This is a genomic window from Sphaerotilus hippei (genome assembly GCF_003201595.1).
Taxonomy (GTDB): domain Bacteria; phylum Pseudomonadota; class Gammaproteobacteria; order Burkholderiales; family Burkholderiaceae_C; genus Sphaerotilus; species Sphaerotilus hippei.
The window spans coordinates 24,736-41,716 of sequence record NZ_QJJS01000007.1 but is presented as its reverse complement, the minus strand read 5'-3'; the positions used below and the strand labels follow the sequence as shown (position 1 = coordinate 41,716).

General features: G+C 71.3%; 17 protein-coding genes. 10 read left to right on the top strand and 7 right to left on the bottom strand.

The window, feature by feature from the left end; translation table 11 throughout:
* Nucleotides 1-71 precede the first annotated feature (71 nt).
* From C7444_RS09190 to C7444_RS09180, 3 genes are read right to left on the bottom strand one after another with little or no spacing between them, the layout of a single operon-like run.
* Nucleotides 72-785, bottom strand: coding sequence for an energy transducer TonB (locus C7444_RS09190; RefSeq protein WP_110400557.1), 714 nt, complete (start codon nt 783-785; stop codon nt 72-74).
* Between the two features lie 32 nt (nt 786-817).
* Nucleotides 818-1,522: a Fe2+-dependent dioxygenase gene (locus tag C7444_RS09185; RefSeq protein ID WP_110400556.1), complete on the bottom strand. Its 705-nt coding sequence runs from the start codon at nt 1,520-1,522 to the stop codon at nt 818-820.
* 34 nt (nt 1,523-1,556) lie between these two features.
* Nucleotides 1,557-3,881: a TonB-dependent receptor gene (locus C7444_RS09180; RefSeq protein ID WP_245909480.1), complete on the bottom strand. Its 2,325-nt coding sequence runs from the start codon at nt 3,879-3,881 to the stop codon at nt 1,557-1,559.
* Between the two features lie 649 nt (nt 3,882-4,530).
* Here C7444_RS09180 and C7444_RS20225 point away from each other — a divergent pair.
* Nucleotides 4,531-4,674: a hypothetical protein gene (locus C7444_RS20225; protein ID WP_170130691.1), complete on the top strand. Its 144-nt coding sequence runs from the start codon at nt 4,531-4,533 to the stop codon at nt 4,672-4,674.
* 26 nt (nt 4,675-4,700) lie between these two features.
* Nucleotides 4,701-5,084, top strand: a complete 384-nt coding sequence (locus C7444_RS09175) for a hypothetical protein (RefSeq protein ID WP_110400555.1) — start codon at nt 4,701-4,703, stop codon at nt 5,082-5,084.
* A 50-nt stretch (nt 5,085-5,134) separates the two neighbouring features.
* Here C7444_RS09175 and C7444_RS09170 read toward each other — a convergent pair whose 3' ends face one another.
* The 4 genes from C7444_RS09170 to C7444_RS09155 form a co-directional block, all read right to left on the bottom strand.
* A complete protein-coding gene (locus C7444_RS09170) occupies nt 5,135-6,370 on the bottom strand; it encodes a DUF2325 domain-containing protein (protein WP_146219367.1) in 1,236 nt (411 codons plus the stop codon).
* A gap of 105 nt (nt 6,371-6,475) precedes the next feature.
* Nucleotides 6,476-7,585, bottom strand: coding sequence for a ChuX/HutX family heme-like substrate-binding protein (locus C7444_RS09165; RefSeq protein ID WP_110400553.1), 1,110 nt, complete (start codon nt 7,583-7,585; stop codon nt 6,476-6,478).
* 105 nt (nt 7,586-7,690) lie between these two features.
* Nucleotides 7,691-7,867 carry a hemin uptake protein HemP gene (gene hemP / locus C7444_RS09160; RefSeq protein ID WP_110400552.1) on the bottom strand — a complete coding sequence of 59 codons (177 nt, stop codon included), beginning with the start codon at nt 7,865-7,867 and terminating at the stop codon, nt 7,691-7,693.
* Between the two features lie 109 nt (nt 7,868-7,976).
* On the bottom strand, nt 7,977-8,405 hold the full coding sequence (locus C7444_RS09155; RefSeq protein ID WP_110400695.1) for a Fur family transcriptional regulator: 429 nt from the start codon (nt 8,403-8,405) through the stop codon (nt 7,977-7,979).
* 127 nt (nt 8,406-8,532) lie between these two features.
* Between C7444_RS09155 and C7444_RS09150 the strand changes: the two genes are divergently transcribed.
* The 8 genes from C7444_RS09150 to C7444_RS09115 all read left to right on the top strand — a co-directional run bounded on the left by C7444_RS09150 (nt 8,533) and on the right by C7444_RS09115 (nt 16,909).
* Entirely contained in the window at nt 8,533-9,702 is a 1,170-nt protein-coding gene (locus C7444_RS09150; protein WP_110400694.1) for an imelysin family protein, read from the top strand.
* An 8-nt stretch (nt 9,703-9,710) separates the two neighbouring features.
* Nucleotides 9,711-11,195 carry a di-heme oxidoreductase family protein gene (locus C7444_RS09145; RefSeq protein WP_110400551.1) on the top strand — a complete coding sequence of 495 codons (1,485 nt, stop codon included), beginning with the start codon at nt 9,711-9,713 and terminating at the stop codon, nt 11,193-11,195.
* On the top strand, nt 11,192-12,292 hold the full coding sequence (locus C7444_RS09140) for an imelysin family protein (RefSeq protein WP_110400550.1): 1,101 nt from the start codon (nt 11,192-11,194) through the stop codon (nt 12,290-12,292). The genes C7444_RS09145 and C7444_RS09140 overlap by 4 nt, the downstream gene beginning before the upstream one ends.
* Entirely contained in the window at nt 12,279-13,406 is a 1,128-nt protein-coding gene (locus C7444_RS09135) for a DUF1513 domain-containing protein (protein WP_110400549.1), read from the top strand. Before C7444_RS09140 ends, C7444_RS09135 begins: the two co-directional genes overlap by 14 nt.
* Before the next feature lie 135 nt (nt 13,407-13,541).
* Complete coding sequence (gene bfr / locus C7444_RS09130; protein ID WP_110400548.1) at nt 13,542-14,024, top strand: bacterioferritin; 483 nt, start codon at nt 13,542-13,544, stop codon at nt 14,022-14,024.
* A gap of 138 nt (nt 14,025-14,162) precedes the next feature.
* Nucleotides 14,163-14,369 carry a (2Fe-2S)-binding protein gene (locus C7444_RS09125; protein WP_110400547.1) on the top strand — a complete coding sequence of 69 codons (207 nt, stop codon included), beginning with the start codon at nt 14,163-14,165 and terminating at the stop codon, nt 14,367-14,369.
* 55 nt (nt 14,370-14,424) lie between these two features.
* The gene (gene tgt, locus C7444_RS09120; RefSeq protein ID WP_110400546.1) at nt 14,425-15,564 is read left to right on the top strand and encodes a tRNA guanosine(34) transglycosylase Tgt; all 1,140 of its coding nucleotides are present in this window, start codon (nt 14,425-14,427) and stop codon (nt 15,562-15,564) included.
* A complete protein-coding gene (locus tag C7444_RS09115) occupies nt 15,554-16,909 on the top strand; it encodes a leucine-rich repeat-containing protein kinase family protein (protein ID WP_245909479.1) in 1,356 nt (451 codons plus the stop codon). Before tgt ends, C7444_RS09115 begins: the two co-directional genes overlap by 11 nt.
* Nucleotides 16,910-16,981 lie beyond the last annotated feature (72 nt).

The following is a 16,981-nucleotide window of genomic DNA, read 5'->3' as shown; positions in this document are numbered from 1 at the left end:
CTCCTGGAGGGACAGAGGAAAGAAGAAGGAAAAAGCAAGAAGGAAAGCGACGAGGGCGGCCGGTGCCGGCCTCAGTCGTCGAGCACGAACGCCAGCGGCATCAGGATCACGAACTCGAACGGCACGCCGTTCTCGGTGCGCGGCTTCACGCGGGCCGTCAGCGCCTTGGCGAGCGCCTCCTGGTCCAGCCGGGCGAAGCCGGAGCTGCGCTGCAGGCTCACCTGGCGCGGCACCCCGCGCACGTCGATGAGGGCCCGCACGACCACCGTGCCCTGCTCGCGCAGGCGCTCGGAGGCGCGGGGATAGGTCAGCGCCGGCTCGCGGATCCAGTCGCTGTCGGTCAGCACGACGGTGCGTGGCGCCGCGGGCGCCGGGGCAGGCGGAAGCGGCGGTGAAGGCGGTGCCGGCGGTGAAGGCGGCGCCGTGGGGGCCGCCAGCGCCGGCGGTTCCGGCGGTGGAGGGGGGGCGGTGAACACCGGTGCGGCCTGCGGCACCGGCGGCGCGGCCGCCAGCAACGGGGCCGGGGGCGGCGGCAGCTTGCGCGGCTGCACCTTGGGCGGGGGCGGCGGCGGGGCCACCGGCTCCGGGGCGATCAGCTCGACCATGATCGGCGCCATCTCGCCGACGGCCTGCTGCACCGCGGGCACCTGCAGCAGGGCCCAGCCGGCCAGCACATGGGCGCCGAGCATGCCGGCCACCACCCCGCGCCGGGCCATCGGGCCCAGGGTCTCGCCGGAGCCGGAAGGCGGGCCGTTCCAGCCGGACAGGACCGCGGCGGACACCATCCCCGTGGCCTCGGAAGTTGAAGACGAATCCATCATGTGTCGGCCCACAGCCGCAGGAGGTTGTGATACGTGCCGGTGAGACCGACCACGCCCGGGTCGGTCTCGCCGACGGTGGCACGCAGGTGCATCAGCGCCTGGTCCATGTCGTGGAGCAGGCGGCGCTGCTCGTCGCTGCGCACCATGCTCTCGATCCAGAAGAAGCTGGCCACCCGCGCCCCGCGGGTGACCGGCTCGACCCGGTGCACGCTGGTGCCCGGGTAGAGCACGGCGTCTCCGGCCGGCAGCTTGACCCGCCGGGGACCGAAGGTGTCCTCGATCACCAGCTCGCCGCCGTCGTACTCGTCGGGGTCGGCGAGGAAGAGCGTGCAGCTGAGGTCGGTGCGCACCCGCTCGCCCTGGCGGCGCGAGTGCATCACCGCGCTGTCGACGTGATTGCCGTAGTGGTGCGGGCCCCCTTCGGCGCCCTCCCCGGCGGCATAGCGGTTGAACAGCGGGTTGAAGACCTTGCGCGGCAAGGCCGCGGAGAAGAACGCCGCATGCCCCTCCAGCGCCTGCAGCACCAGCGTCTGCAGCGCCTGCGCCACCTCGCTCGTCGCCGCGAGCTGCTCGTTGTGCTTGACGCCGACGGCCTGGCCGCCGGCCGTGCGCCGGCCGTCGATCCAGTCCGCATCGGCCACCAGGGCACGGGCCTGCCGAAGCACCGTCGGCGTCAGGACATTCTTCAAGTGCAGCAGCATCGCGGCATCCGGTTCGGTGGTGACGAGGCGCAGGTCAGAACTTCGCCTTGAGCTGCAGCTGCGCGGTGCGCGGTGCGCCCGGGGTGTAGAAACCGCGGTACAGGCTGTCGGCGTAGAGCTCGTCGGTCAGGTTGGCGACGTTGAACTTGACCGACACGGCCTCGCTGAAGCTGTACTCGGCCATCGCGTCGAGGGTCGTGAAGGCCTGCGCGGTCACCTGGCGGGCCCCTTCGGGGTTCTGCTCGCCGCGGTAGTTCAGGCCACCACCGATGCGCAGCTTGGGCAGCAGGCGATAGGTCGTCCACAGGCTGGCGCTGTGCCGGGGCGTCAGGCCCGGCCGATCGCCCTTGACCTGGGCCCCGCTGCCGCTGGCCGCCAGGGCCACGTTGCTCTCGTCGATCTTCGCGTCCGGGATCCAGGTGTAGGACACGAACATCTCCCAGTCGGGCGTGATGCGGCCGGCCACGTTCAGGTCCATGCCGCTGGCGTGGCGCTTGCCCGACAGCAGCTCCTGCGTGGCGGCGGTGTCCGGATCGGTGTTGCGCTCGTTGTACTTCTCGCTGCGGAACAGCGCGGTGCTCAGCGACATGCGGCCCTCGAACAGGTCGAACTTGGCGCCGACCTCGAAGTTGCGGCTCTTCTCGGGCGCCGTGTTGGCCACTCGGGCGCTGACCGTGCCCGGCGAGAACTGGTAGGTGTCGCCGGCGGTGTTGTACGAGGTGCCGTAGGACGCGTAGTAGGACGCCCACTCGTTGGGCTGGAACAGCGCACCCAGGCGCGGGCTCCACAGCGAGTCGCTGCGCGAGTTGCTGGTCGAGGCCGCCGTGGCGGTGGCCGCGTTGACGTAGTCCGCCTGGAAGCGGTCGAAGCGCAGGCCGGCCACCAGCTTCAGCGCCTCGGTCAGCGCCACCGTGTCCTGCGCATACAGGCCCAGGTTCTTCGCGGTGAAGGTGTTGAAGGTCGGCGTGCCGCGGGTGTCGGCAACGCTGTCGCCATCATTGGGCGTGCCGACCGTCGAGGTCAGACCCGAGGCGGTGCCAGCGAAGTTGTTGTTGCGCTTGGCCCCTTCATGCGACAGATCGATGCCGGTGATCAGCTGGTGGCGCAGGCCCAGCGCCTGGAAACGGTCGCTGTAGTCGCTCTGCACCAGCGTGGTGTCGCTGACCGCGACCCGGCCCTTGGGCGTGCGGGTGATGAGGGTGTCATCGCTGAGGTTGGCCAGCGTCGTCGTCGCGCCGTTGGTGGTGCCGAAGCGGATCACGCTCGTCCACAGGTCACGCTTGTAGCGGCCGTGGCGCACGGTGGTGCGCAGCTCCGAGGTCGGGCTGAAGCGGTGCGTGTGGGTGAAGGTGCCGTAGGTGGCCGAGCCCTTCAGGTAGTCACTCGCCAGGCCGTAGTAGTTCTTGGCCGCCAGCGTGGGCACCAGCTTGCCGTCGACCACGAACCACGGGTGGTTGTAGTTCGGACGGTTCTCGTACTCGAGGTGATAGAGGCTGGCCGTGACCTCGTCGGGCGTGCCCATGCCCCAGGTGTAGGTCGGCGCGATGCCGGTCTTGTCGACCTTGGCGCCCCAGTTGTCGGCCTTGTGCACCATCGCGTTGACGCGCAGGCCCTCGGTCTCGCCGGTCTTGAAGTTGAAGTCGCCGGTGAAGCGCCACTCGTTGCCCGTGCCCACCTGGCCGGTCACCTCGTGCTGGGTGAAGGGCAGCACCTGCTTGTTGGCCTGGTTGACCACGCCGCCGGTCGAGCCGCGCCCGAACAGCATCGACGCCGAGCCCTTGAGGATCTCGACCCGGTCGTTGTTGAAGGTGTCGCGCTCGTAGAGCGACGAATCGCGCATGCCGTCGACGTAGATGTCACCGGCCTGCACCAGCGAGAAGCCGCGCAGGCGGATGTCCTCCTCACCGGTCTCGCCGGCGAGGAAGGAGATGCCCGCGGTGTTGCGCAGCACGTCCTTGAAGTCGTCGAGGTTGCGGTCGTCCATCAGCCGCTCGGTCAGCACGGTGACCGACTGCGGAATGTCACGCAGCTCCTGGTTGCCCTTGCCGATGCGGGAGGTCTCGGCCTTCAGGTTGTCGCGGCCCTGCTCGACGGTGCCCTTGCCCTTGACGGTGATCTTGCGCAGCGCCGACTCGGCGGGCGTGGCGCCCTGGGCCTGCGCCGCCGCGGGTGCACTCGCGGCCGCAGCCACCGGCGGCGCGACTTCCTGAGCCTGCACCAGCCCCATCAGGCCGAAGCCGGCGGCCAGGGCACCGAGGGGAAGCACATGCGCCAGGCTGGAATGCCCGTGCTGGGGCGGCGATGCCGGGGCCGCGGTGCGCAGCGGATGGACAGGGCGGGAGGGGCGACGACGTGCCATGGGGGTGAATCCTGAAAGAGGCCAGAACGGATCGTGAGCACCTCGGAGGGTGCGATGCACGGAGGGTTTCAGAGCGTCCTGGCGTCGGCTTGGTCGCTTTCGTTAATGCTAACGATTCGCATTATTTGACGCAAATCACCACGGCAGCACTGATGCGTAATCACCACACAACACGACTGGCCACCACACGCACGCCGGACCGGCCATCGATCCGGATCCCGCGCCCCGGTTCACCTTGCGGTCCAATTCCCCAAACAATGCGAATGATTCTCATTACAATGAAGTCTCGCCTCGAGGTCACATGCCCTCCTCTCCCCTCCACCATGCCCCCCCTGACGTCATGCCCGACACCTCGCCCCTGCAACACGAATCACTGAAGGCCCGACGGGCACGCCGGGCGATGCAGTCACGCTGCGACTGCGGCTGCGAGCCCGCCCCTGCGCCGGTCGGGCCGCGCGGCCGGCTGAACACCATCGCCCGCGCGGCGCGCGACGCCTCGCTGCAGCTCGGCGCCGACGCACGGACGCACGGCCGGACGCACCGCCGCCGTACCGGACGATGAACATCACCACCGGCCGCACGACCTTCGCCCCACCACCCTTGCGCCAGCCCGACGCCAGCACGCACCCCATCCACCAGGGAGCTGCCCATGGTCCACGGACCCTTCGCCCGATCCGGCACTCGCCGGACCGCACCGTCCACCTCGCACCGCACCAAGGCCATCCTCGACTGGTCGATCGTGCTCGGCGTGATCACGCTGGTGTGGCTGGTGGTGCCGGTGCGGCACCCGTGAACCCCGAGCCCGGACTGGATCACGCCATGAGCCCATCCATCGAATCACGCCGGAACGGCGACGGCGAGCTGCTGCGGATGTACGTGCGCTGCGGCCTCGACACCCGCGACGCGTCCGTCGTCTGCCGCTACCTGCAATGGGGCCACGAGGCCTCGGCCGCGAACCCGGCGACGCAGGTCTCGATGCAGCTGCGCATGCTGCAGACCCTGCTGCAGACGGCACACGACACTGCCCTGCCCTGGCACTGGCGCAGCACCTGTCTGGAACACGCACGCTGCTTCCTGCACCCCCGCCATCCCCTGCGCGAGCTGCTGGGCGTGCACGACCCGCTGGCGCTGCGCGCCATCGAGGCCGCCGTGCAGACCTGCCGTGACCGGCTGCCCAGGCCGGGACAGCCGGACCGGGGCTGAACCGAGGACCTGCACGGACCGCCATCACGGTCAAGGCCGGCACCGACCCGTCAGTCGTCGCAGGCCGGTGCCGTCGCGAGTCCGCCGCTCAGGGTCTCCAGGCCGCGTGCCAGCCCCGAGGCGCTGGGCCGGTCGACGAAGACGCAGCGCTTGCCGGTGCGCTTGCAGTGGTCCTTGACCCGCCAGTAGGCACCGTGGCTGATGCAGCCGGCCTGGCAGATCACCAGGTCGGCCGAGGCCAGGTGGCACTCGAGCTGGGCCGCGTTGTCCTCCTCGCCACCGTCGTGGTGCATGAAGCGGGCACCGCTGGTCTCGACCAGCCGGCGATAGACCGGCACGATCGCCGCCTTGCCACCGACGCACAGCACCGCCTTGTCGCGCAGGTCCACCGCCGCCACCAGCGGGATCACCCGCTGAGCCTGCGCCGCGGGGGGCTGCGGCTCGACGGCCTCGCGCTCGAGGCGCTCTTCCAGCTGGTGGACACGCTGCTGGCTGCGCATCAGGTGGCGCTCCAGGTCGTGGACCCGCTCCTGCTGCGCCTCGAGACGGCGCCCCAGCTCGACCCGGCTGCGCAACGACGGAATCTGCTGCTCGAGCTGCGCCAGCTCGTCGCGCAGGGAGGACACCAGCGTCTCGCGGGTGATGAGCTGCGCCCGCAGGCGCACCAGCTCCGACTGCTGGCGCTCGATCTGTGCCGTCTTGCCGGCCAGCAGGCGGGTCACGCGCTGCTGGGCAGCCGCCAGTTCACGGGTGAGCACGCCATTCTCGTGCGCGAGGTCCTGCAGGTGCTGCGCCTCGGCCCGGGTGCCGATGCCGATCTGGTGCTGCAGCATGTGGATGTCACGCAGCACCCGCTCCTCGAGGGCGGCATCGCAGCGGGGGTGCGTGAGCGTGACCCACAGGGCCGCCCCCACTTCGCTGCCGCGGGTGGCTCGGGCCCAGTGCTCGGACAGGGCCTCGGTGCTGCGGATCTGGCGGGCCCGCTGCAGCTCGATCGCATAACGCTGGTCGAGGTCACGCTGGAAGCGCTCGGACAGGTCGCCGCGCCGGCTGCACTCGTCGACCGCCCCGCTGTGCAGCGCATAGTCGTCGGCCTGGACCCGGCCGCCGAGCACCTTGTCGGCCAGGCGGCGCAACTGATCGATGGGAATGCAGGTGCCCAGCACCGGGCAGAACGCGTTGCGGGGCAGCTCCCACAGGCGCCGGCGTCGCGAAGATCCGCCGGTCGGGCCGTCGGACACCGGTGCCACGCCCGCCTGGGCACCATCCACGGATCGAAGGCTCATTCTCTGAGCCACACCGGGCAGCGGACCTTCGTCCGCCGGTTCGGCGCCGGATTGCAGCAGGGCCAGGAATCCCGGCCGATCGGATTGACACATGTCGTCTTCCTTTCAATGCAAGGTGCTGCCGAACCGCTGCTCCAGCAGCAGACGCCAGGCACAAGGATCACCACGCAGCGTCTCGTGCCGCGCCGCCACGCGGGCCAGCCGCTGGCCGCTGGCCGCGAAGAGTTCCAGCGACGTGCGCAGGCCGTAGGTCGACGGCCGGCGCACCAGCCATGCCCGGTGCAGCGGCGACTCGCACAGCCGCCAGTCCATGCCCGGACCGCTCACATGCAGGCGCGGACAGCGGCAGCTGCCGTCGAGCCGAACGCCGGCGGCCTCGCTGCGGACCGTCAGCCAGGCCGATCCGCAGCCGGTAGACACGTCCAGCGACAGGCCCTGCAACGCGGCATCGGCGAGCACCTCGGACAAGGCCTCGCTGTCCACCGGCTGGGCATAACGGGCGCCGACCAGCTGCAGCGCGGCTTCGGCCGACAGACCCAGGTCGACGCCGGCCTCGTGCAGCGCCTGTTCGTGACGGGAGCTGGCCCAGGTGCGCCGCCAGGCCAGCGCGTCGACCACGGGCGACACGACCCGCGTGGCCACGCTCGCGGGACGCACGGACAGCAGGCCACCCGGCCGCTGGTCCGGATCGGCCCAGCGGGCGACCAGCGCCAGCCAGGCGGTGACGTCCCCGTCGCCCGGCAGCGTGAGGCTGCACAGCCGCTCGCCGCGGTCGTCGAAGAACTGCAGGCGACGCACCACCCGGCAGGCGTGCGCTTCTTCGGTGGCATAACCTTGATGCCACGAACGGGTCGTGCAGTGCAGCCGGTGACGAAGCGGCCCGTCGAAGCCGAGCAGCTCGAGATCGGCACCCTCGAGGTCCCCCGGCTGCCAGCAGGCCGTCACGCTCAGCTCGCCGGCCTCGTTGCGCGTCGACAGCGTCAACTCGCCCAGCGACTCCAGCCGGGCGAGCAGGCCGAGCCAGCGTGGCCGCAGCCGCACCGCCTGGAGCGGCACGCCGGCCGAGGGCCGGTGCCGGGGGCCGGCCCCGACATGGGCGGCCATCAACTCACCTTCGCTGAGGCCCATCTCGGCCGCCAGCTCATGCAGAGGCGGGCGACGCCGCGCCACCGCACCCGCCACGCAGGCGCGCACACCCAGGACATTCAGACCCATGGACAGTCTCCTTCTTCAGGCAGAGGCAAGACACGGGGCTGGCGGTGGGGCATGAGGCCCCGGGCTGGCTGGTGCAGGACAGGACGGGCCGTCGGGCCCGGTGCATCACTTCGTCAGGATCAGCTTGCCCAGTGCGGTGACACGCAGGCGGTAGATCGCGCCGTGGTGCTCGATCTCCACTTCACGGGCGTCGGCCAGCAGCACCCGGCTGGACAGACGGGGCACGGGCGACGGCACGCCCGGGCCTCCTCCGCCATCGGCCTCGCGGTCGGGAGCGCTCATCGGGAGCGGAGAGGCGGGAGCGGCTGCAGGGGACATGTGCGATCTGGAAAAAGACATCTTTCGTCGGGTTCGGACGGCATTCGTCGTCCGGGCAAAGGGCAGGAGGAACTCACACCGATCCGGTGACGGCGCGGCACGCGGCGCAATGGCCCAGCAGGACGAGCCGGTGGTCGACCACCACGAAGCCCTTCGAGCCGGCCGCCTCGATGCGCCGGGCCTCGATCTCCGCATCGCTGAAATCGATCACCCGGGCGCAGCGGGTGCAGACCAGGTGGTCGTGGCGCGGCCCGCGGCTGATCTCGAACACCGAGCGCCCCGCTTCCAGCACGCTGCGCTGGACCAGCCCCACCTGCTCGAGCTGCGCCAGCACGCGATAGACGGTCGCGCGACCGATCTCGAGGCCGGCCATGCCCAGGCGGGCATGGACCTCGTCGGCGTTCAGGTGGCCGGTGGCCTGGCGCAGCACGTCCAGCACGCTCACGCGAGGGGCCGTGACCTTCAGTCCGTGATCCCGCAATCGTTGGTCGACATCCAGCATCAGCAAATGATAATTGATCTCATTCGCGATGTCGCAAGGTCGCCACGATAAATTTGCGAATGCGATTTGTTCTCGTTCATTGTTTATCATCGACCATCCCTCGTTTCCACGGAGTCCTGCCCCCATGATGAACAAGCGCCACTTTCTGCAACTCGGTGCCGGAGCGCTGCTCGCCGGGGTCGCCCTTCCGATGCGGGCCCAGGCGCCAGCCCAGGCCGACGTGACGGCCGTGGTGGCGCACTACGCCGAACTCGTGCAGGCCGGCTACGCCGACACGCTGGCCGCGGGCCAGGCCCTGCAGGCCTCGATCGCGACGCTGACCGGCGCGCCGTCGGCCGCCGCCCTGGAGGCCGCACGCCAGGCCTGGCTGTCGGCACGGGAGAGCTATGGCCAGACGGAGGCCTTCCGCTTCTACGGCGGGCCGATCGACGACGACAAGGGCCCGGAGGGCCGGCTGAATTCCTGGCCGCTGGACGAGTCCTATGTCGATTCGGTCAAGGGCAAACCGAGCTCCGGGCTGATCCACAACGGCAAGTTCAGGATCACCAAGGCCAGCCTGAGCAAGTTCAACGAGCGGGGGGGCGAGGAGAACATCAGCGCCGGCTGGCACGCGATCGAGTTCCTGCTGTGGGGCCAGGACCAGAGCGAGACCGGCCCGGGCAACCGCTCGTTCGAGGACTTCGTCGACGGCAAGGCCGCCAACGCCGACCGCCGGCGCCAGTACCTGTCGGTGGCCACCGAACTGCTGGTCGACGACCTGGGCTTCCTGGTCAAGGCCTGGGCGCCGGGCGAGCGCAACTACCGCGCGAAGTTCGAGAAGGGCGGCAAGGAATCGGTGCGCAAGATCATCGTCGGGCTGGGCTCGCTGTCGCGCGGCGAGCTGGCCGGCGAACGCATGGAAGTGGCGCTGAACTCGCAGGACCAGGAAGACGAGCACTCGTGCTTCTCGGACAACACCCACCGCGACATCGTCACCAACGCGCTGGGCATGCAGAACGTCTGGCTGGGGCGCTACAGGAAGCGTGACGGCAGCGTGCTCGAGGGCCCGGGCCTGCGTGACCTGGTGGCCGCCGCCCGGCCGGAGCTGGCCGAGCGCACCACCGCCCAGCTGGCCGCGTCGGTCAGCGCGGCCGAGGCCATCCAGGCGCCGTTCGACCGTGAAGTCATCGGCGGCAAGGACGCGCCGGGCCGCCAGCGCATCCGCAAGACCATCGACAGCCTGGTCGCGCAGTCCAGGCTGCTGGTCGACTCGGCCGCCGCCATCGGCATCACCCGGCTGACGCTGGTCCAGCCCTGAGGTCGGTGATGCGTCCACGCTCCCTGTCGCCCGCGCTGCGGGCACTGTCCCTGGCCTCGGTGTTCGCGCTCGGCGGCCTGGGCTCGCACTGGTTGAGCGCCAGCGAGGTGGACGATGCGCTGGGCGAGAAGCCCGGCGGGGCCACCACCGTGCCCGCCAACGGGCGCAACGCCTTCTCCTTCCCCTTCGCCAACCTGGAGGACGAGGAGCGCACCCGCTTCGCGATCGGCAACTCCTTCTTCCGGCGCAACTGGGTCGAGGCCCCGGCCTCGACGACCGCCCGCGACGGCCTGGGGCCGCACTTCATCGCCCGCTCCTGCGGGGGCTGCCATGTGCAGGACGGCCGCGGCGCGCCGCCCGACCTGCGCCGCACGCTCAAGGGCGATCACGAGGCGCCGGTGGCGCTGCTGGTGCGGCTGTCCGTGCCGGGCACGGGGCCGCACGGCGGGGTCATGCCCGATCCCGTCTACGGCGACCAGCTGGACAACGCCGCCATCCAGGGGGTGAGCCCCGAAGGCCGGGTGCGGATCCGCCAGCGCGCCCTGCACGGCCGTTTTGCCGACGGCAGCCGCTACACGCTGCAGCAGCCGGTCTACACGCTGACCGACCTGGCCTACGGCCCGCTGGCCGCGGGCGCGATGATGAGTCCGCGCATCGCGCCGCAGCTGCCCGGGGTCGGCCTGCTCGAGGCCATTCCGGAGGCCGAGATCCTGCGCAACGCGGCCGACCAGGCCAGCGCCCCAGGCTCGGTCAAGGGCCGGCCCAACACCGTCTGGGACGCCTTCGCCGGCGAGATGCGCATCGGCCGGCTGGGCTGGAAGGCCAATGTCGCGACGCTGGCGCACCAGACGGCCGGCGCTTTCCTCGGTGACATCGGCATCACCTCGAGCCGTTTCCCGGACGAGGCCTGCACCCCGTCGCAGCAGGACTGCCTGGCGGCGCCCCACGGCGGCGGCAAGGGCAGCTCGACCGCCGCGCAGACGCGCGCCGGCGCGCCGGAGATCGACGACGACACGCTGGCCCAGGTGATCTTCTACCAGGCCACGCTGGCCCCGGCCGCCCGCCGCGACGCCCGGGACCCGCAGGTGCTGCGTGGCCAGGCCCTGTTCGCCCAGGCGCAGTGCGCCAGCTGCCACCGGCCGAGCTACGTGACTGGCGACGGGCCGTTCCCGGCGCTGACCAGCCCGAAGGTCGCCGGCCAGAGGATCTGGCCCTACACCGACCTGCTGCTGCACGACATGGGCCCGCAGCTGGCGGACGGCCGCCCCGACTTCGCCGCCGATGGCCGGCAATGGAAGACCCCGCCGCTGTGGGGCATCGGCCTGATTCCCGAGGTCAACGGCCACCGGCGGCTGCTGCACGATGGCCGCGCCGACGGGGTGCTCGAAGCCATCCTGTGGCACGGCGGAGAAGCCGAGCCCGCCCGCCAGCGGGTGTTGAAGATGAACCGGTCCGAGCGCGCCGCGCTGGTCCGTTTTGTGGAGTCGCTGTGAACCTGCCCCCGATCGTGCACCTGCCCTCGCGCCGACGTGCCACCCGCACCCTGCTGGGGGCCACGCTGGCCCTGGCGCTGCCCCGGCTGGCCGGCGCCGCCAGCCGGGACCTGGTGACCCCGCTGTACGGCGCCGACGGTTTTGTCCGCTGCCTGTGGCAGTTCGTCTGCGTGCCGGCCGCCGGCGACTTCCGGCGCGAGGCCGAGGCGCTGGCGACGGCGCTGACGCCGGCCCAGGCCACGGCGGGTGAAGCCGGCGAGCACCTGCTGCGGGCCGGGCGCTATGCCTGGACACGCACGCTGCCGGCCTGGCTGCGGCTGGCCAGCGTGGCCACCGGCCCGCTGATCGAGCGGCGTTCGCTGCGGGCGCTGGACTTCCAGCCCACCCGCCCCGAGCTGATCGGCCGGGCCGTCGCCCAGGCCGCGGCCGGCCCGCTGGACGAGCCGGCGATGGAGCGCATCGGCAGCCCGGCCAAGGGCCTGCCGGCGCTGGAGCACCTGCTGTGGTCGTCGGCGGACGAGTTCCCGCGGGAGCCCGCGCTGTTCCACTACCTGGCCTCGGTGGCCCGGGACCTGGCGCGTGAAGCCCGCGCGATCGAAGCGGCCTGGCAGGCCCGCCTGGACGCCGAGCTCGACGAGGACACGGTGATCGCCGGCATGGCCGAGTTCATCAACCAGCTGCTCGGTGCGGTCGAAGGGCTGCGCTGGCGCGACATCGAACACCCGCTGCGGGCCGCCTCGCCCACGAAGCAGCCCTACCCGCGGCAGCGCAGCGGCCAGACCGCCCAGGCCTGGGCCGCCGCCTGGCAGACGTTGCGCGAGCTCTGCCTGACGCCGTCCGTGTGGCCCGAGCCCGGACAGGACCGGGTGCCGCTGGGCCTGTACCTGCGCAGCATCGGCCTGCTGCAGGTCGCCGACCGCCTCGATGCCCTGGTGGACCAGACCGACCGCCTGATGCAGGGCCTGACGCCCCGGGACCGGCCCGACCGGCTGCGCCAGGCCACCCTGTCGCTGGCCCGGCTGAAGTCGCTGATCGAGAACGAAGTGGCCACCGGCGCCAAGGTGCGCATCGGCTTTTCCGACAATGACGGCGACTGACGCGGGCCGCCGCCGCTGGCTGCGCGCGGCCCTGTCGGCCGGTGCCGGACTGGGGCTGGGACTGGGCTGCGGCCTGGTCGCCGCGACGCCCGGACGCCGTGGCGAGCCGCGCTGGGCAGCCGCCTGGAACGGCCCCTCCGGCCATCAGGTCGGCCTGCTGGCCCGGGCCGCGGACGGCCGCTGGCGGGTGGAGGCCAGCGTGGCCGTGCCCACCCGGTCACACGGGCTGACCGCGCTGCCCGATGGCAGCCTGCTCACGATCGCCCGCCGCCCGGGCGACTGGCTGCTGCGCTGGCATCCGGATCGCCGCCACGAACAGCTGGTCTGGAACGACGCCGGCAGCACGTTCAACGGCCATGCCGTGCTGCTGCCCGGCGGACGGCAGCTGCTGACCAGCGAGACCGACACCGAGCTCGACCAGGGCCGGCTCGTGCTGCGGCGCCTGGACACGCTGGAGCCGCTGCAGCGCTGGGCCACCGGCGGGCGTGACCCGCACCAGCTGCTGGTGGCCGAAGAGGGTCGCAGCGTGTGGGTGGCCAACGGCGGCGTGGCCTCGCAGCCCGAGACCGGCCGCGCCCGGGTGGCCGACGCCACGCTGGACTCCAGCATCGTGCGGCTGGACCTGCGCAGCGGCCAGCCGCTGGGGCACTGGACGCTCGACGACCCGTGGCTGAGCCTGCGCCACCTCGCCTGGCACGCGGGCAGCCGCACGCTGGGGGTGGCGCTGCAGGCCGAACATCCGCAGGCCTCGCGGCGCCCCGACGCCCCGGTGCTGGCCCTGCTCGACGTGGCGCAGGACCGCCTGAGCTGCCCGCAGGCCCCGCGGGCGATGGCCGGCTACGGCGGCGACATCTGCGCCACGCCACGCGGCTTCGCGGTGAGCAGCCCGCGGGCGCACCGGGTGGCCTTCTGGGACCACGCCGGCCAGCCCGACGGCGAGCTGCAGCTGCCCGAGGCCTGCGCGCTCAGCTACAGCGACGCCGGCCTGCTGGTGGGCGTGCGCCAGGGCGGGCTGCGCCGCCCGGCCGAGGTCCCGGATTCGCCAGGACCGACGCTGGCCGCCGCGGACGCGCTGCCCTTCAGCCCGGACAACCACTGGATCCGCTGGCGCTGAGCGCGCCCGGCCCCGGGCGGGGACGACAATCATTCGTACTCAGACCGGGCCCGCGGGGGCGCTCGAGGATGGACGTCCGGAAACAGGCTTCCCATGGACAATGGGGGCTTACAGATCATCCGCAGGAGCACCCCCATGCAAGGCGACGCCAAGGTCATCGAGTACCTGAACGCACAACTCAAGAACGAACTCACCGCCATCAACCAGTACTTCCTGCACGCGCGCATGCTGAAGAACTGGGGCCTGAAGAAGCTGGCCAAGCACGAGTACGAAGAGTCGATCGAGGAGATGAAGCACGCCGACAAGCTGATCGAGCGGGTGCTGATGATCGAGGGCCTGCCCAATCTGCAGGACCTGGGCAAGCTCTACATCGGCGAGACCCCGGTCGAGACGCTGCACTGCGACCTGAAGATCGAGATGGCCTCGCACCCGCTGCTCAAGGAAGCCATCGCCCACTGCGAGAGCGTGCGCGACTATGTCTCGCGCGACATCCTGCTGCAGATCCTCGACGACACCGAGGAGCACATCGACCATCTGGAGACCGAGATCGGCCTGGTGGCCCAGGTCGGCGAGCAGAACTGGCTGCAGAGCCAGATGGGCGACGGCAGCAACTCCTGAGTCCGGGCCGGCCGCGCCGGCCCCAGGATTCCCCCGAGGGCCGAGGCCCTTTTTTTGTCGTGGTATTTGAGAAGTATTCGCATTTCGTTTATGCTGAACCCGCGTTCCGGCCCTCCCCCACTACCGCGCAGGTTCCCCATGATCGTCTGCCTCTGCAACCGCGTCAGCGACCGCGACATCCACCACGCCGTGAAGACCCACGGCGTGCGGGACTTCGAGGTGCTCAAGGACATGACCCGGGCCGCCTCCTGCTGCGGCTGCTGCCACGACTGCGCGCGCGAGGTCTTCGACGACGCCTGCCAGCGCCACGCCGAGCCGGTCGGCACGATCTCCCAGCACAACTGAGCACGGACACGCCGCCGGGCGGTCGCCGACCCAGCCGGCAGGCGACAATCGGGGCATGCTGAAGTTCGACCTCCTGGGCACCGACGGCCATGCGCGCCGCGGACGACTGACCCTCAACCACGGCATCGTGGAAACCCCCATCTTCATGCCCGTGGGCACCTACGGGACGGTCAAGGGCGTGATGCCCCGCGACCTCGAGGCGATGGGCGCGCAGATCATCCTGGGCAACACCTTCCACCTGTGGATGCGCCCGGGCCTGGACGTGATGGCCCAGTTCGGCGGCCTGCACCGCTTCGAGAACTGGCACAAGCCCATCCTGACCGACTCGGGCGGCTTCCAGGTCTGGAGCCTGGGCGAGATGCGCAAGATCAGCGAAGAAGGCGTGCGCTTCGCGTCGCCCGTCAACGGCGACAAGCTGTTCCTGACGCCCGAGACCAGCGTGCAGATCCAGACGGTGCTCAATTCCGACATCGTCATGCAGTTCGACGAATGCACGCCCTACTGGCAGGGCGTCAAGGGCAGCGGCCACATCACGACCGAGGCGGAGGCCCGGGTGTCGATGGAGCTGAGCCTGCGCTGGGCCCGGCGCAGCCAGGCCGAGTTCGAGCGGCTGGAGAACCCCAACGCGCTGTTCGGCATCGTGCAGGGTGGCATGTTCGAGTCGCTGCGCCAGGAGTCGCTGGACGCGCTGGTCGAGCTGGACCTGCCGGGCTACGCCATCGGCGGCGTGTCGGTGGGTGAGCCCAAGGATCTGATGCTGCAGATCATGGCGCACACGCCGCACCGCCTGCCCGCGCACAAGCCCCGCTACCTGATGGGCGTGGGCACGCCCGAGGATCTGGTCGAGGGCGTGGCCTGCGGGGTCGACATGTTCGACTGCGTCATGCCCACGCGCAACGCACGCAACGGCCACCTCTTCACCCGCTACGGCGACCTGAAGATCCGCAATGCGCGCCACAAGTCCGACGAGCGTCCGCTCGACGAGACCTGCGGCTGCCACACCTGCCAGAACTTCAGCCGGGCCTACCTGCACCACCTCGACCGCTGCGGCGAGATGCTCGGCCCGATGCTGACCAGCATCCACAACCTGCACTACTACCTGAACCTGATGAAGGAGGTCCGGGCGGCGCTGGACGCCGGCACGTTCGGCGCCTTCGTGCAGCAGTTCAAGGCCGACCGGGCGCGTGGTGTCTGACGCGGCCCGCACGCCGCAGGACACGCTGGAACGCCTGCGCCGCGGGGCGCTGGCCGGCGCGGTGCGGCTGGACCTGGACCACGCGGGGCTGAGCACGCTGCCACCCGAGGTCTTCGGGCTGGCCGACACGCTCGAGGTGCTCAACCTCAGCGGCAATGCGCTCGACGCACTGCCCGAGGCGCTGCCGCGGCTGCACCGGCTGCGGGTGCTGTTCTGCTCGGACAACCCCTTCACCGAGCTGCCCGAGGTGCTCGGGCGCTGCGCGTCGCTGGAGGTGGTGGGCTTCAAGGCCTGCCGGATCCGGCGGGTCGCCGCCACCGCGCTGCCGCCCCGGCTGCGCTGGCTGATCCTGACGGACAACCAGCTCGAGTCGCTGCCCGACGAGCTGGGCCGCCGGCCCGGGCTGCACAAGCTGATGCTGGCCGGCAACCGGCTGGACACGCTGCCGCGCACGCTGTCGGGCTGCCACGGGCTGGAGCTGCTGCGCCTGTCGGCCAACCGCTTCGAGGCCCTGCCCGAGCTGCTGCTGGACCTGCCGCGGCTGACCTGGCTGGCCTGCGCCGGCAACCCCTTCGCCGATGCGATCGAGGCCGAAGCCGTCGCGGGCCGGCAGGCCCCCGGCATCGCCTGGTCCGACCTGGCGCTGGGCGAACGGCTGGGCGAAGGCGCTTCCGGCGTGATCCACCGGGCCTGCTGGCAAGGTGCCGACGCCGGCACCGAGGACGTGGCCGTCAAGCTGTTCAAGGGCACGATGACCAGCGACGGCCTGCCGCGCTGCGAGATGGACGCCTGCACCGCCGCGGGCTGCCACCCGGCGCTGATTCCGGTGCACGGCCGCCTGGACGCCCATCCGGACGGCGTCGACGGGCTGGTGCTCGGCCTGATCGATCCGGTCTGGCGCAACCTGGCCGGGCCGCCCAGCCTGCACAGCTGCACCCGCGACGTCTACGACCCGGCCTGGCGCCTCGACGTGGATCGGGCCCTCCGGCTGGCCGGTGACATCGCCTCGGCGGCGGCCCACCTGCACGCGCGAGGCCTGGTGCACGGCGACCTGTACGCCCACAACATCCTGTGGCGCGCGGACAGCGGCGCGGCGCTGCTGGGCGACTTCGGTGCCGCCACCTTCCACCGCCCCGACGGCAGCGTGCTGGCACGCACGCTGCAGGCCATGGAGGTGCGCGCGCTGGGCCTGCTGTTAGGTGAACTGGTGCAGCACCTGGACGCCGTGCCCGGCGACCCGCGCGCCGCGGCACTGGAAGCGCTGGCCACCCGCTGCCTGCACCCGGTACCGCTGCAGCGCCCGACGGCGGCGACCCTGGCCGAGGCGCTGCAGCGGCCGCACTGACCCGCCGGGAGGACGGCAGGCTCAACTGTGCAGCGGGCCTGCCGAAATCGTTCTGACACCTTCGTCCGAACG

Excerpts from the sequence above, each read along its gene's own strand:
- C7444_RS09125 (WP_110400547.1), top strand. The coding sequence starts at position 14,163 with ATGATCGTCTGCCTCTGCAACCGCGTCAGCGACCGCGACATCCACCAC.
- C7444_RS09165 (WP_110400553.1), bottom strand. The coding sequence starts at position 7,585 with ATGGGTCTGAATGTCCTGGGTGTGCGCGCCTGCGTGGCGGGTGCGGTG.
- bfr (WP_110400548.1), top strand. The coding sequence starts at position 13,542 with ATGCAAGGCGACGCCAAGGTCATCGAGTACCTGAACGCACAACTCAAG.
- C7444_RS09145 (WP_110400551.1), top strand. The coding sequence starts at position 9,711 with ATGCGTCCACGCTCCCTGTCGCCCGCGCTGCGGGCACTGTCCCTGGCC.
- C7444_RS09190 (WP_110400557.1), bottom strand. The coding sequence starts at position 785 with ATGGTGTCCGCCGCGGTCCTGTCCGGCTGGAACGGCCCGCCTTCCGGC.
- C7444_RS09180 (WP_245909480.1), bottom strand. The coding sequence starts at position 3,881 with ATGGCACGTCGTCGCCCCTCCCGCCCTGTCCATCCGCTGCGCACCGCG.
- C7444_RS20225 (WP_170130691.1), top strand. The coding sequence starts at position 4,531 with ATGGTCCACGGACCCTTCGCCCGATCCGGCACTCGCCGGACCGCACCG.
- tgt (WP_110400546.1), top strand. The coding sequence starts at position 14,425 with ATGCTGAAGTTCGACCTCCTGGGCACCGACGGCCATGCGCGCCGCGGA.
- C7444_RS09185 (WP_110400556.1), bottom strand. The coding sequence starts at position 1,522 with ATGCTGCTGCACTTGAAGAATGTCCTGACGCCGACGGTGCTTCGGCAG.
- C7444_RS09135 (WP_110400549.1), top strand. The coding sequence starts at position 12,279 with ATGACGGCGACTGACGCGGGCCGCCGCCGCTGGCTGCGCGCGGCCCTG.
- C7444_RS09155 (WP_110400695.1), bottom strand. The coding sequence starts at position 8,405 with ATGCTGGATGTCGACCAACGATTGCGGGATCACGGACTGAAGGTCACG.
- C7444_RS09170 (WP_146219367.1), bottom strand. The coding sequence starts at position 6,370 with ATGAGCCTTCGATCCGTGGATGGTGCCCAGGCGGGCGTGGCACCGGTG.
- C7444_RS09175 (WP_110400555.1), top strand. The coding sequence starts at position 4,701 with ATGAGCCCATCCATCGAATCACGCCGGAACGGCGACGGCGAGCTGCTG.
- C7444_RS09150 (WP_110400694.1), top strand. The coding sequence starts at position 8,533 with ATGAACAAGCGCCACTTTCTGCAACTCGGTGCCGGAGCGCTGCTCGCC.
- hemP (WP_110400552.1), bottom strand. The coding sequence starts at position 7,867 with ATGAGCGCTCCCGACCGCGAGGCCGATGGCGGAGGAGGCCCGGGCGTG.